Here is a 14,642-nt window from a genome sequence, read left to right as displayed (position 1 = left end):
GCCAGGATTGCCTGGAAAGGCCTGGCTTGACGCAGAAGCAGATGCGAAGAAGTTCGTGAAGCGATTTAATTCACTTGAGCCGGTTGAATGGTGCAAGGCTTCGCTTGATGCCTACAATGCGGTTTCATCTCATTCAGTTGTGGATGGTGGCATCGTTCGCGCCAGTTCAATCCGACTTGATCTGCGTACCACCTTGCCGGATTGGTTCAAATATTGCTGATTAGATCAGTAAGTGCGCTACCGCGCATTTACTCGTCCAATCGGACGCGATCGTGGTCTTCGGACGCACGGTTTTGACATCGTTTAGAGAGATACAGTTATTTTGAGAGCAATCTCAAAGTAACAATCAACACTGTTTGATCCCGCCGCGTTAGGCGATGATCTCAGTTTGGTGCTGACGGCCTTCGGGTCTGATGCAAGCGTTTTGGCGGCTGTTTCCTCGGCCAAGATCACGTATGCCTGCTGAAAAAGAACAGCGTTGTCCAAGTCAAGTACACTAACCCGAGACATGACGCTGCTTGCCCGCACGGCTGGCAGCTATATGCGTGTCTCAATTGTCCGCTTCACCGACATGAAGCGGGCGGGAAAGTATGCTTTTGAACCAGGATAAGGATCTACAGTTTCTTACCAGCTTCTGTGGATCGCGCGAGACGCAAGTCTTGCTTTTTCTGGATCAAATCAAGCGCGAAAAGGGCGTTTGGTGAATGCCTTGGCAGTAAGAGGCGATGAAAGACGTGATACTCTGCGATAAGCTATGGGGAGCCGAGAATAGGCTTTGATCCATAGATTTCTGAATGGGGCAACCCACCTGATACTGTGTTATTATTGATCTTCGGATCAGCTAATAATGCGGTAAAACAGGTATTTTTAACCTGAATACATAGGGTTAAAAAAGCAAACCCGGGGAACTGAAACATCTAAGTACCCGGAGGAAAGGAAATCAATTGATACTCCCCTAGTAGCGGCGAGCGAACGGGGACCAGCCGAGCCATGAGTGTGGTTAGAATGCGTTGGAATGCGCAACCAGAGTGGGTGATAGTCCCGTATAAGAAGCATGATTGGACGTATTAAGTAGGGCGGAACACGTGAAATTCTGTCTGAAGATCGGAGGACCACCTTCGAAGGCTAAGTACTCCTTACTGACCGATAGTGAACCAGTACCGTGAGGGAAAGGTGAAAAGCACCCCGACGAGGGGAGTGAAACAGTACCTGAAACCGAACGCCTACAATCAGTTGGAGGGGCCTTGCGCCCTGACAGCGTACCTTTTGTATAATGGGTCATCGACTTGGTCTCACGAGCAAGCTTAAGCCGTTAGGTGTAGGCGCAGCGAAAGCGAGTCTTAATAGGGCGTTGAGTTCGTGGGATCAGACCCGAAACCGAGTGATCTAGGCATGGCCAGGTTGAAGGTAAGGTAACACTTACTGGAGGACCGAACCCACATCCGTTGAAAAGGATCGGGATGAGCTGTGCCTAGGGGTGAAAGGCCAATCAAACTCGGAGATAGCTGGTTCTCTGCGAAATCTATTTAGGTAGAGCGTCATCCGAATACCCTCGGGGGTAGAGCACTGGATGGGTAATGGGGCCCCACAGGCTTACTGATCCTAACCAAACTCCGAATACCGAGGAGTACTAGATGGCAGACACACGGCGAATGCTAACGTCCGTCGTGAAGAGGGAAACAACCCTGACCTCCAGCTAAGGCCCCTAATTCATGGCTAAGTGGGAAAGCAGGTGAGACGACCAAAACAACCAGGAGGTTGGCTTAGAAGCAGCCATCCTTTAAAGATAGCGTAACAGCTCACTGGTCTAAATAAGTTGTCTTGCGGCGAAGATGTAACGGGGCTCAAGCCATGAGCCGAAGCTGAGGATGCATTTATTGCATGGTAGCAGAGCGTAGTGTGACATAATTCCATGTCTCCTTCACACCCTAGGGTGTATTGGAGACGCGGAGTTTTCTGTGAAGCTGGCGCGTGAGCGATCCGGTGGAGAGATCACTAGTGAGAATGATGACATGAGTAGCGACAAAGAGTGTGAGAGACACTCTCGCCGAAAGTCCAAGGGTTCCTGCTTAAAGCTAATCTGAGCAGGGTAAGCCGACCCCTAAGGCGAGGCCGAAAGGCGTAGTCGATGGGAACCAGGTTAATATTCCTGGGCCAGATGGAAGTGACGAATTCCGAGGGTAGTTCATCCTTATTGGATTGAATGGGCTGCTTAGGAGTTCCTGGAAATAGCTCCATCATTAGATCGTACCCTAAACCGACACAGGTGGACTGGTAGAGAATACCAAGGCGCTTGAGAGAACTATGTTGAAGGAACTCGGCAAAATACCTCCGTAAGTTCGCGAGAAGGAGGCCCGGTTCCTAGGCAACTAGGGGCTGGGGGCACAAACCAGGGGGTGGCGACTGTTTATTAAAAACACAGGGCTCTGCGAAGTCGCAAGACGACGTATAGGGTCTGACGCCTGCCCGGTGCCTGAAGGTTAAAAGGAGAGGTGAGAGCCTTGAATTGAAGCCCAGGTAAACGGCGGCCGTAACTATAACGGTCCTAAGGTAGCGAAATTCCTTGTCGGGTAAGTTCCGACCTGCACGAATGGCGTAACGACTTCCCCGCTGTCTCCAACATAGACTCAGCGAAATTGAATTACCTGTCAAGATGCAGGTTTCCCGCGGTTAGACGGAAAGACCCCGTGCACCTTTACTACAGCTTCACACTGGCATTAGGCCGAACATGTGCAGGATAGGTGGTGGGCTTTGAAACCGGAACGCCAGTTTCGGTGGAGCCACCCTTGAGATACCACCCTTGTTCTGCTTGATGTCTAACCGCGGTCCGTTATCCGGATCCGGGACCCTGTGTGGCGGGTAGTTTGACTGGGGCGGTCGCCTCCTAAATCGTAACGGAGGCGCGCGAAGGTTGGCTCAGAGCGGTCGGAAATCGCTCGTTGAGTGCAATGGCAGAAGCCAGCCTGACTGCGAGACTGACAAGTCGAGCAGAGTCGAAAGACGGCCATAGTGATCCGGTGGTCCCAAGTGGGAGGGCCATCGCTCAACGGATAAAAGGTACGCCGGGGATAACAGGCTGATACTGCCCAAGAGTCCATATCGACGGCAGTGTTTGGCACCTCGATGTCGGCTCATCTCATCCTGGGGCTGGAGCAGGTCCCAAGGGTACGGCTGTTCGCCGTTTAAAGAGGTACGTGAGCTGGGTTTAGAACGTCGTGAGACAGTTCGGTCCCTATCTTCCGTGGGTGTAGGATACTTGAGAGGAGTTGCCCCTAGTACGAGAGGACCGGGGTGAACGATCCACTGGTGGACCTGTTGTTGCGCCAGCAGCAGTGCAGGGTAGCTATGATCGGACAGGATAACCGCTGAAGGCATCTAAGCGGGAAGCCCCCCTCAAAACAAGGTATCCCTGAGAGCCGAGGTAGACCACCTCGTCGATAGGCCAGAGATGTAAGCGTGGTAACACGTTCAGTTGACTGGTACTAATTGCTCGATAGGCTTGATTTGATCCAGTAGAAGCAAGATTTTCTACATCTTATCAAAAGCATACACAGCACGTTATTGTGCTGACTTGGACAACCCGAAGGATTTACTTGGTTTGGTGATCATAGCGAGAGCAAAACACCTGGTCCCATCCCGAACCCAGCCGTTAAGTGCCTTAGCGCCGATGGTACTGCGTCTTAAGACGTGGGAGAGTAGGTCATCGCCAAACCTAGCAAGTCCTTCGGGCCGTATCTCTCTACCGATGTTCCATACCCCTATATGAAATCCTTCTACGGGCTAGCAGCTTTCTTTCTGTTCTGCGCCATTTGAGCGTCTGAATATCGTCGCTAAACTCTTGCTCAAGATGCGTTCAATGTTCTTCGCGACGCCTCTCAATAGCCTTCGTGACACCGCAATCTGGCTCGATGTTGTCATTGGGGACGACAACATGAGGATGGAAAATGGATACCATATATTTTGAGTTGACCGACGGGAGTGTGGAGATCGGGATCACCGTTTCGGAAACCGCCGACGGCCTGAGCTTCGAGGTCAACGTGCTGAATGACACAGGCGTGATTGGCGATCTGAACGGTTTGTTCTTCGACCTTGCGGATGATTCAATTCTTGGCGACCTTTCTGTGTCAGGGACCGACCTGACAGGTGAGGTGATGAAAGCCGACGGCGTGACGAAAGTCGACAGCTACAACAACGTCAATGGCGAAGTGGCGAAAGACGCAGGCAAGTTCGATATCGGGGTACAGTTTGGCACCCAGGGCATTGGCGAGGATGATATCCAATCCACGTCTTTCCAGCTGTCCACATCAAGCGATGCACCGCTGACGATCAATGACATCATGAACCAGGACTTCGCGGTCCGCCTGACTTCGGTCGGTGAAGCTGACGGCGATCGTGACGGGTCCGTCAAGATTGGCGGAACGTCGGAGCCTGAGGTTGTCGAACCTCCGGTCTCTCTCAACGTTGCCGTGGACGATTCCATGACCGTGTCCAACGAAGAAACCTTCAACGACTTCGGTTTCGGGGATCCGCTGGACAACTTCCAATTCGCGCTCATTGACAATGATACGACCGAAGATGGTCCTTATCAGGGTGATGTAATCGGTGTGAATGGATCCGAACTGGTCCTTGGTACTGTTTTCGTGGGGTCAAACGGCGGTTTGCTTATGGTGGATGCTGATGGTGTGGTGGACTTCTCGGCTAACGGGCAGTTCGATTTCTTGACAGATGATCAGACCGCCAATACACAATTCGAATACACCATTGAAGGTGGCTCTACCGCTGTTCTGGATGTTTTGATTTTTGCATCCGATGGCGACGGCGGCGGCGGCGGCGACTTCTTCCTCTAACGCTCTGAATAGCTAACCCCAAGGGTAGGCCGCCAGTGAATAAACTGCGTGTTCTTGCCTTTGGGGTATTGAACCTTGCTGATGCTGGGAGTAAGTAGACCGGACTTGGCGCGGGATGGAGCAGCCCGGTAGCTCGTCAGGCTCATAACCTGAAGGTCGTAGGTTCAAATCCTACTCCCGCAACCAAGTCAGACTGGACAGATGTGAATGCGTACTGGCACCCAGATGCGCTGATAACATCACAGATTGAGTATCCTAGTATACATATCGGTAGCACTGCGTACTGCATGATTTCAGTGCTGCGGACATCCGTTCCTATGTCAGCTCTCCGACATCACGATCAGGTGGCGCACTGCCTGACCGGATTCAGGTGCACTTCAACTCGCGATATTGCAGCGGGGAAGCGCGGCCTTCTGTCGGAGTTCAAGTTGATGCAATGAAGGCCAATCCGGAGGCATCATTTCCCACAAGCGGTTGGTTGTCGCTGAAGTGGTTGAAATTGATAAGTGCGAGCCGCGCATGTTCCCGGGTGATGGCCTCGGCGCGCGCACCCTCGCGGTTCTCTATGGCGTCTATCATGCCGCGGTGCTGATGTTGCGCGTGTCGCAACGAAGCAAGAAAGCCAGGCATCGCAGACTGTTCGCTCAAGAATGAAGAGGGCGACGCGAAAGGTAGAAGGATCATCCTCTCGATCTCTTTCTGTATCACGGGGCTGGCTGGAAGGCTTGCGAGTATTTCGTGAAAGCGTGCGTTGTGTCTAACGTAGGCGTCGAAATCCAAACCATCTGGATGCGCGATGGCGCTGTCTATCTTGTCCAGTTCGGCCTTTGCATGCGCAAGTTGTTCCGGCTTAACGCCGCGTTCAGCAGCAAGACGCGCTGCAGTGCCTTCAATCACTCCGCGCACTTCTATCGCATCGGCGATGTCTTCACGGGTAAACGTGGCCACGCGGCAGCCGCCTGTTTCGATCCGTTCCAGCAATCCTTCGGCAACCAAACGGTCCATCGCCTGACGCAGCGGTGTGCGCGATGTGCCGAGCTGTTTGGCAACCGTGACTTCGGATAACCGCTGGCCACCTTCAAATGCGCCGCTCATTACAAGCGATCTTAGCCCACGCAAGGCCCGGTCAAGTTGGCTGGGTTTTCTATCGGTCATGGTAACAAGCCCCACTTATCAAGCGCCCCGTTCACGTTCTGAGGGACTGCACTAAGGTGTATACAATTATGGCATGGGACAAGTGCGTCGATGCGGATTCGTATTGGTCTGGGCAAAGAATGCATTTCGACTACCCACATGAGGCAACAGAAACTGGGGAACTTCAGATATTTTCAAAATTTTTTTCTGCCTTCTTATTCGTCGCTACGCCGCAATAACGGGCGCCATCGCGATCTGGTGCTTTCGTGAGGCAAGCGGCCTAAACGCCAAAAAAATATGGATTTTGTCGACTATCTGGTCCTCTCTGGCCGCAGAGACGCTCACGGTCCAATCCGATCTTGTGGGTGCTACAACCCCATCACAAAGAAGCAGGATGACAGTCAGGTGCCCCAAGTAGCCCTTGTTTAGGGCCGCCTTTATTCTACAGTCTCCGTGGACCCCGGGGCGAGGGGTGACATAGTGCACTTTCAGAGCGATGGGCATTGTGTACAATAATGACCCCGAGGCTCACGACGTAGACGTGAACCGGCCCTTCAAAGAGGCGCGAGTCACATATTTCCTTGGGAGGAATCATGACAGATACTATTAACCGCAGAAAATTTCTGCGCGGTTCGGCGGTTGTCGGCGCCGCGGCATTGGCAACCCCTGCGATCGCGGACGGCCACGGCACGACGCTCAAGATGCAAGCGGCCTGGGGCGGCGGCATCTTTTTGGAGAACGCACAGTCCTTTGCCGCGCGTGTGAACGAAATGTCCGGCGGTTCGCTGACAATCGAAGTTCTTTCCGTCGACTCGGTTGTGAAGACGAGCCAGATGCAAGACGCCGTGCACCGCGGTGTGCTGGATGCGGCCCACTACGTGCCAGCGTATTGGTACGGCAAATCCAAGGCGGCATCCCTGTTCGGGACCGGCCCTTGCTTTGGCTGGTCAAGCCAGGAAGTCCTGGGCTGGGTCCACGCGGGCGGCGGTCAGGAGCTTTTCGAAGAGCTGATGGACACGCTGCGGCTTAATGTGGTGTCGTTCTTCAACTCGCCAATGCCGGCACAGCCCCTGGGTTGGTTCCAGGAGCAGATTACAGACGCAAGCCAGATGGACGGTCTGAAGTATCGCACAGTTGGTCTTGCCGCAGACGTCTTGCTTGAAATGGGAATGTCTGTTGTGCAGTTGCCGGGCGGTGAAATCCAGCCGGCAATGAAGTCCGGTCTGATCGACGCGGCCGAGTTCAACAACCCGACCTCAGACCGCGACTTTGGCATGCAGGACGTGTCCAAGCACTATCATCTGGCGTCCTATCACCAGAGCCAGGAATTCTTCGAGGTCACGATTAACAAGGACAAGTTCAACGCACTGTCGGCGGAACATCAGGCGATCATCAAGAACGCATCGATGGCGGAAAACTCCGGTTTCTATTGGGGGAACACCAAGCGTTACTCCGATGACCTGCTCAAGCTGCAGGAAGCCGATGGCGTTAATGTCTACCGCACACCTGACAGCGTCATGGCTGCCCAGCTGGAGGCATGGGACGTCGTGACGGCGCGCATCGCGGAAGACGATCCGTTCTTTGCCAAGGTGATGGAGTCGCAAAAGGCATACGCGAAGGATGTGATGAACTATCTCAACCTGAACCAGCCAGACTACAAGCTTGCTTACAACCACTACTTCGGTTGATCTAAGGCGATAGGAAGATGTCCGGGCGTCCATGCGATGCCCGGACGTCGTCGTGCGATACCAATTCGCCAAGACTTCGAAGTATCTGCTAGGGAGCGGCAGTCTCATGAAATTCGTTCACACCATCGAAGGCCTCAGCCTCTGGGTTGGGCGCGCCTTTGGCTGGTGCATCCTCATCCTGACGCTGTCGGTGTCCTATGAGGTCTTCGTGCGCTATGTTCTGAATGCCCCGACTGTCTGGGCCTTCGACATGATGATCCAGATGTATGGCGCGCTGTTCCTGATGTGCGGTGCCTATGCCTTGGCGCAAGACACACATGTGCGTGCTGACGTCTTGTACCGGCTGTTCCCGGTCAAGGTGCAGGCGATCATGGATTTCGTACTTTATTTTCTGTTCTTCTTCCCCGGCGTACTCGCACTGGCGTGGTACGGATACGAGATTGCGTCCGACAGCTGGCGCTACAAGGAAGTGAGCTTCAACAGCCCCGCCAGTATCCAGATCTACTTCTTCAAATCGCTTATCCCGCTTTCGGGTGCGCTGCTTGCCCTGCAGGGCGTGGCTGAACTGGTGCGCTGCGTGATGGCGATGAGGAACGGTGCCTGGCCCGAACGGCTTGCAGATGTCAAAGAGACCGAAGACCTGCTCACCGATGCTGACCTTGACGCAATAAATGCAATCCATCCGGCCCGAAAATAACTGCTCAAGCGCTTCTAGAAAGAAAAAAAGATGACAAACCCCGAAGTCGCCCTGTTGATGCTTGGGCTGTTTATTCTTCTTGTCCTGCTTGGTTTCCCGATTGCCTTTACCCTGCTCGCCATGGGTGTGGCCTTTGGATATTACGCCTACAATCAGGGCGGCCCGATTGAGACCTTCTCGGATATCTTTAACAACAACATCTTCTATCTGCTGAACCAGAACACCTATTCCGTGATGGAGAACCCGATCCTTGTCGCGATCCCGTTGTTCCTGTTCATGGGCTATGTCGTCGAACGTGCCAACATCGTTGATAAACTGTTTTTTTCGCTCTACATGGCCGCGCGCAATCTGCCGGGCAGCCTGGCTATTGCTGCCCTTTTGACATGCGCCGTCTTCTCGACGGCTTCGGGGATCGTGGGTGCGGTTGTAACGCTGATGGGGCTGCTCGCGTTTCCCGCGATGGCCAATGCAAACTACAACAAGAGCTTTGCGTCAGGGGTCATCTGTGCAGGTGGGACGCTGGGCATTCTGATCCCGCCGTCAATCATGCTGATTGTCTATGCAGCCATCGCCGACCTTTCGCCATTGCGCCTTTACGCAGCGGCGGTTTTCCCGGGCCTGTTGCTGGCGGGGCTTTATATTGTTTACGTGATGGTGCGGGTCTACTTCAATCCGGCCTTGGCCCCGAAACCGACGATGGAAGATCCGCCTCCCCCAAGGGAAATCTACAAGGATCTGTTGATCAGTTTTGTACCCCTCACGGTGCTGATTGCATTGGTGCTCGGTTCGATCCTCGGTGGTCTGGCAACACCCGCCGAAGCGGCGGCGATGGGGGCGCTCGGCGGGATGGTATTGGCCGTGCTCTACCGGTCAATGACATGGACAAAGCTGAAAGAAAGCGTCTTCCTGACGGCCAAGGCCACGGCAATGGTCTGCTGGCTCTTCGTGGGATCGTGGACGTTTGCATCCGTCTTCTCGTATCTTGGTGGTCACGACATCATCGCCGATTGGGTCGGCGGTATGGACCTTGCGCCGTGGGAATTCCTGATCCTGGCACAGATTATCATCTTCCTGCTCGGCTGGCCGCTGGAATGGTCGGAAATCCTGATCATCTTCGTTCCAATCTTCTTGCCGCTGCTCGATGTATTTGGCGTAAACCCCTATTTCTTTGCGATGTTGATTGCCCTGAACCTGCAGACCTCATTCCTGACCCCGCCCATGGCGATGTCCGCCTATTATCTGAAAGGGGTGCTCAAAAACCAGATCGAGCTGATGGAGATCTTCCGAGGTATCATGCCATACTTGGGTATCGTGATCTTGACCATGGTCCTGATGTACACATTCCCTGGCATCGCGCTTTGGTTCCCTGATTATCTGTTTGGTCCTTATATTCCGTGATCAAGGATAGCCATAAACTCACCGCGACCGAGGCGCAGCGCGCCATCGCCTCGGGCCGTCTCAGTTCTGTCGAACTCGTGAAATCCTGCCTTGCGCAGATCAAAGCGACAGATGAAGCGATCAAGGCATGGGTTTTCCTTGATCCGGACGCCGCGCTGGCACAGGCCGCCGAATGCGACCGTATTCGCAAGGCAGGCCTTGCGACAGGTCCGCTGCACGGCATACCGGTAGGGCTGAAAGACATCATCGACACGGCGAAAATGCCGACGCAGCGGGGCACGCCGATTTTTGCGAACCGTCAAACCGACCATGTCGCGCGGGTTGTCGAAAGGCTGCGCGAGGCGGGTGCGGTGATCATGGGCAAGACCGTGACGACCGAATTGGCATTCGTGCACGCTAACGAAACGCGCAATCCGCACAACACCGATCACAGCCCCGGCGGTTCATCCAGCGGATCGGCCGCTGCAGTTGCAGCCAACCATGTGCCCTTGGCGATCGGGACCCAGACAAACGGATCCGTCATCAGGCCCGCATCCTTTTGCGGCACGTTTGGCTTCAAACCCACGCGCGGCGTCATCTCGCGCAGCGGGATTTTGCAGACCTCTGTCTCGCTTGATCAGGTGGGTTGCTTTGGCCGTAGCCTCGCGGATGTGGCGCTTTTGACCGATGCGATTGGTGGCTACGATCAGCACGACCCGGCAAGTTTTGCGCGCCCTCGCCCTGACATGCGAGCCGGTGCCGCAGCCGATGTGCCGGTGACGCCGGAGTTTGTGTGGTTTGACCTGCCATTCAATGACCGCCTGTCGGCTGACGCGCGCGACGGGATGGAGGCGGTGCTTGAAATCCTTGGGCCACAAGTGACCCGGATGGAGCCTGCCGATACTCTTTCGAACCTCGTCGCCGTTCAGGCGCGGATCCATGAATATGAGATTGCGCAGCATCAGGCGGAGGTTTTTGACCGGTATTGGGATCAGATAAGCGAGACTTTGAAACCCGTCATCACCCGGGCGCGCCAGATCACCAAGGCCGAATACGAAGACGCGCTTGCCGTCAAATCTTCCGCCGAGGCCTTCTTTGCCAACTTCTTTCTCGACTATGATGCCATCATCGCGCCGTCAGCGGCGGGCGAGGCGCCGAAGTTCGGACATGGCACAGGCGATCCGATCTTCTGCACGCTTTGGACCTTGGCAGGACTGCCCTGTGTCAGCTTGCCACTGCTGATCGGTGGAAACGAGTTGCCGATCGGTGTTCAGCTGATCGGCCCCGCAGAAAAGGACGACCGGTTGTTGCGCACAGCGCGATGGCTGCAAAAGCATCTTGCTGAAACAGCTGACTAGAAAGGATCAACATGTCTTACACGACGAAACTTATTGTCGGACTGATCGGCACCGCGATCTTGTGCATTTTTGTCGGGGGATTGTCGCAGAGTATCTCAAGCGGCTTCGCGGGCTTCATGGGTGGATTGCCCTTCATGATCATCGCCATCTGCGTCTGCGGCATGGCGGTGTACGATTTCTGGGACGAATGTGTTCGCAAGAAAGATGACTAAGCCCCGTCTTTGGATCACCCGACGCCTGTCTGACGCGACGCTGGCGCGCGCGGCGCACGACTACGATGTCGTGATCAACCATGCCGACACGCCCGGAACCGCCGCCGAGTTGATCGCGGCCAGTGCCGAATTTGACGCGATCATTCCATGTCATTCGGAGCATTTCAGCGCCGACGTTGTGGCGCAATTTGCCGACCGGTTGCGGATCGTGGCAAACCATTCCGTTGGCGTCGATCATTGCGACCTGTCGGCGCTGAAGGCGCGCGGGATCGTCGTGACCAACACGCCCGACGTTCTGTCAGACGCAACGGCCGAATTGGCGATGCTGCTGATGCTGGGTGCGGCCCGCCACGCCGTGGCCGGGGACCGGATCGTGCGCACGGGCGCATGGGACAGTTGGTCGCCTGCCTTCATGGTGGGTAAGCAGGTCACCGGTGCACGGCTTGGGATCATCGGGATGGGACGGGTCGGTCGCGCCTTTGCCGCCAAGGCACGCGGCTTCGACATGGACGTACATTACTACAATCGCACCGCCCTGCCTGACGATCAGGCGCTGGGGGCAACGTATCACGATAGCGTGGAAAGCCTGCTGGCGGTCTCGGATTTCCTGTCATTGCACTGTCCCGCCACACCAGACACCACCAATTTGATGGATGCGGACCGTTTCGCGCTGCTGCCCAAGGGGGCCGTGATTGTGAATACGGCACGGGGTGCACTGGTGGACGAAGATGCGTTGATCGCGGCGCTGGATTCCGGCCATGTCGCGGCTGCAGGACTTGACTGTTTTCAGGTCGAACCGGGCGGAAACCCTGCATTTGCCAAGTATGACAATGTCTTCATGTTGCCGCACATCGGCAGCGCCACCCGCAAGACCCGGGATGCCATGGGCTTTCGCGCATTGGACAACCTTGACGCGTTCTTTGCGGGTAACACGCCGCAGGATACGCTTTGAGGATCACTTGCGACGGGGATCAAGCGGCTGCAAGCTTCTGCATGCTGGCAAAGGCCGGCATCGACAGTTCCTTGATGCGGGAATAGATGGCCTTCACCTCCGGATCATCACGGTCCACTTCGCGCGCGGCGCGGCCGAACCCGTCCAGACGACAACCGGCGATCCACGCTCTGATCTCGGGATGCTGGGACCATGCGACCTGGTTCAGCGTCCCTGCAAGCTGCGAAACGACCCATGTCTGAACCGTGTCGGTCATCGGCACGGGCGTCGCCAGCGCGTTCTTTTGCTTATCCGTGTCGAAGGTGGCTTCGATCTTGGCAATCAGGGACGCACTGAAGGTCGGCTGGTAAAGGCGGATCATCTGCAAGGCAATCCGATCCTCAGTAAAGATCGGCCAGGTCTTGGTGTGGCCCAAAGCGCGGGCGGTACAATCAACATACAACGTATCCGGATCAGCAGGACAGGTTCCGCCAACAAGCGTGAGCATGTCGGGTTCGATATTGACCACATGTCCCATGCGGACGATGTCCCGGACCTGCCGCATGCAGTGAAGTTCAGCCATGGAAACGGTCGGCCCATGGATGATGGCGGGACGTACAGCCGGATCAAGGCGCATCCAAAGATTTGCCGCCTCCATTCTGTCGGCAAGATCGTCGATGGAGGTTGCGTCTTTCATGGCTTCCATCTGGCGCATCGTGCCGCCATAGCTTTCGTGGTAAAATGCGCCGCTCGGCTGGGTAAAGGCGCGGTTGATCATCCACGGATCGCGCGGGACGATCCAACGGATCTGATCCGGGTTCGCCCCGTTTTCCAAAAGCCAGACCACGCTGTCCATCGCAGTCTTGCCTGCGCCGAGAATGGTAAAAGATCCATGTCGCTGGGCCTGTTGCGGCAGGAAATTCGGCGGGATGCAGGCGACACCGTCGGCCACATGGAACTTTCTTTCGTGGGTCAGCGGGATACCGTTTTCAAGAAGCCGTGCGTCGATCACCCGGCGTCGGACGTCGATCTGACTGCGCTCCCCCGACAGCACCTGACGGACCTCGCCGTTGCCCAGATGTTCGGACATTGGCAAGAAACGGACGCGGCCGGATTTCAACAACCGGTCCCGCATCACCGCGTGGAAATAGTTGGCCACCTCCGGCCCCGAGGCAAGCTCTTCGTACCCTTTGTTGAGACCTGATGCGTCGATGTTTGCACGACCCAGATTGAGCGAAGGTACACCGTAAAACGACGATGGCTGGTGCAGGCGTACGAAGGGATAGGCGTCGTTCCAGTGCCCGCCGGGTTTGTCCCGCCGATCGACCATTGTGATATGGGCGTCTGTTTCTTCCAGCAGGGTGTCCGCGAAGGCAAGACCCGATGCGCCCGCGCCTATGATCAAGTAATCCGTGTCAAACCTGTTCATATCAAATGACCTATTTGTTTGCGGGGTCTTCTTTCGTACCGGAGGTTGGGAAGAGCGGCGTTAGGCTTTGGGGATCAAGGCCGAACCATCCGCAATCAAAGGGCTTCTTCCAGAAGGAAGCCTTCAATAAGGTCAGCCGTCGCTTTCGGATCAGTCACGACAAACAAATGGCCGTCGTCGATCAGCTCCAGTCGTGAATTGGGGATCAGACGTGCCAACAGTTTCGCATTCGCCACCGGTATCAACGGATCATCGGTCCCAGACACAACAAGCGTTGGCTGCTTGAGCCGCCACAGCCAGGGCACACTGGTCCAGCCGGTCATCGCAAGAAGCTGCATCATGTACCCTGCGTTCGACGATGGTTTCATGCCTGCGGCGTGTTGGTTGATCAGCGTGTCGTCGCCCCGGAACGCACCGCCATAGATTTCCGCCGCGATGGAGCGCATGTACCCTTTGTCGGTATACCGCTTGATGCTGGACATCTTGGACAGGACATTGGGCTTGCCCGGCACCATCGTCCAACCGGTGGAGGTGGAGACAAGGATCAGCCTGCGACAGATGTTGGGATATTGCCGCGCGAATTGTTGCGCCAGACCGCCGCCCCATGAAACGCCCGAGACATCCACTTCGCCAATCTCGAGAATTTCGAGCAGATGCTTGGACATTCGTGCCAGCGTGGAGGGGCGATAGGGCAGGGACGCCATGGGAGAGCCGCCAACACCCGGTACGTCGAACAAGATTGCCCTACGGTTCGTCAATTCCGTCAGGAACGGAAACCCAAGCTCCAGATTGGCCCCGATCCCGTTGAACATCAGCAAGGGCGGCAACGCATCATCACCTGATTTGATCGCAACCCGCAGCATCTGGCCCCGGACGTCAATCATCTCAACACGGATCCCGTCGGGCGTATGAAGGTCGGAGTCGCTCATTTTCTCTTCTATCATCAGGTAACTGTTCCTATTGGCCGCT

Annotated in this window: 11 protein-coding genes, 1 tRNA gene and 2 rRNA genes (1 of these 14 running past the window's edge); 11 read left to right on the top strand and 3 right to left on the bottom strand. The window is 55.5% G+C overall.

All coding sequences use genetic code 11. The features are described 5' to 3' along the window. The 5 genes from AB4X18_RS05560 to AB4X18_RS05540 form a co-directional block, all read left to right on the top strand. Nucleotides 1-220: the final stretch of a glycosyltransferase family 2 protein gene (locus AB4X18_RS05560; RefSeq protein WP_370399160.1), read on the top strand. 629 nt of this gene lie to the left of the window's left edge; 220 of the gene's 849 nt are visible here — the last part of the coding sequence; its start codon lies beyond the left edge, outside the window; its stop codon occupies nt 218-220. Nucleotides 221-676: 456 nt separating this feature from the next. Next, a 23S ribosomal RNA gene (locus AB4X18_RS05555) occupies nt 677-3,507 on the top strand. A gap of 90 nt (nt 3,508-3,597) precedes the next feature. Continuing rightward, nucleotides 3,598-3,712, top strand: a 5S ribosomal RNA gene (gene rrf / locus AB4X18_RS05550). Between the two features lie 232 nt (nt 3,713-3,944). Then, nucleotides 3,945-4,847, top strand: coding sequence for a hypothetical protein (locus AB4X18_RS05545; RefSeq protein ID WP_370399159.1), 903 nt, complete (start codon nt 3,945-3,947; stop codon nt 4,845-4,847). Between the two features lie 109 nt (nt 4,848-4,956). After that, a tRNA-Met gene (locus AB4X18_RS05540) sits at nt 4,957-5,033 on the top strand. A 237-nt stretch (nt 5,034-5,270) separates the two neighbouring features. On the opposite strand, the gene AB4X18_RS05535 is transcribed toward AB4X18_RS05540, so the two are convergent. Beyond that, the gene (locus AB4X18_RS05535; protein ID WP_432817164.1) at nt 5,271-6,002 is read right to left on the bottom strand and encodes a GntR family transcriptional regulator; all 732 of its coding nucleotides are present in this window, start codon (nt 6,000-6,002) and stop codon (nt 5,271-5,273) included. Between the two features lie 572 nt (nt 6,003-6,574). Here AB4X18_RS05535 and AB4X18_RS05530 point away from each other — a divergent pair. The 6 genes from AB4X18_RS05530 (at nt 6,575) to AB4X18_RS05505 (ending at nt 12,265) form a co-directional block, all read left to right on the top strand. Further along, nucleotides 6,575-7,669, top strand: a complete 1,095-nt coding sequence (locus tag AB4X18_RS05530) for a TRAP transporter substrate-binding protein (protein ID WP_432817163.1) — start codon at nt 6,575-6,577, stop codon at nt 7,667-7,669. A gap of 106 nt (nt 7,670-7,775) precedes the next feature. Beyond that, entirely contained in the window at nt 7,776-8,366 is a 591-nt protein-coding gene (locus tag AB4X18_RS05525; RefSeq protein ID WP_370399157.1) for a TRAP transporter small permease subunit, read from the top strand. Between the two features lie 30 nt (nt 8,367-8,396). Next, complete coding sequence (locus AB4X18_RS05520; protein ID WP_370399156.1) at nt 8,397-9,764, top strand: TRAP transporter large permease; 1,368 nt, start codon at nt 8,397-8,399, stop codon at nt 9,762-9,764. Then, nucleotides 9,761-11,101 (top strand): amidase, encoded by a 1,341-nt coding sequence (locus AB4X18_RS05515; protein ID WP_370399155.1) that lies wholly within the window; start codon nt 9,761-9,763, stop codon nt 11,099-11,101. Before AB4X18_RS05520 ends, AB4X18_RS05515 begins: the two co-directional genes overlap by 4 nt. Before the next feature lie 11 nt (nt 11,102-11,112). Next, nucleotides 11,113-11,313, top strand: a complete 201-nt coding sequence (locus AB4X18_RS05510) for a hypothetical protein (protein ID WP_370399154.1) — start codon at nt 11,113-11,115, stop codon at nt 11,311-11,313. Next, nucleotides 11,306-12,265, top strand: a complete 960-nt coding sequence (locus tag AB4X18_RS05505; protein ID WP_370399153.1) for a 2-hydroxyacid dehydrogenase — start codon at nt 11,306-11,308, stop codon at nt 12,263-12,265. Before AB4X18_RS05510 ends, AB4X18_RS05505 begins: the two co-directional genes overlap by 8 nt. 19 nt (nt 12,266-12,284) lie before the next feature. On the opposite strand, the gene AB4X18_RS05500 is transcribed toward AB4X18_RS05505, so the two are convergent. Further along, nucleotides 12,285-13,673: an NAD(P)-binding protein gene (locus tag AB4X18_RS05500; protein WP_370399152.1), complete on the bottom strand. Its 1,389-nt coding sequence runs from the start codon at nt 13,671-13,673 to the stop codon at nt 12,285-12,287. A gap of 95 nt (nt 13,674-13,768) precedes the next feature. Then, nucleotides 13,769-14,602, bottom strand: a complete 834-nt coding sequence (gene phaZ / locus AB4X18_RS05495; protein WP_432817162.1) for a poly(3-hydroxyalkanoate) depolymerase — start codon at nt 14,600-14,602, stop codon at nt 13,769-13,771. Nucleotides 14,603-14,642 lie beyond the last annotated feature (40 nt).

The organism is Sulfitobacter rhodophyticola (genome assembly GCF_041281685.2).
In the GTDB taxonomy this organism is placed as follows: domain Bacteria; phylum Pseudomonadota; class Alphaproteobacteria; order Rhodobacterales; family Rhodobacteraceae; genus Sulfitobacter.
This window is presented reverse-complemented; position numbering and strand designations above follow the sequence as displayed.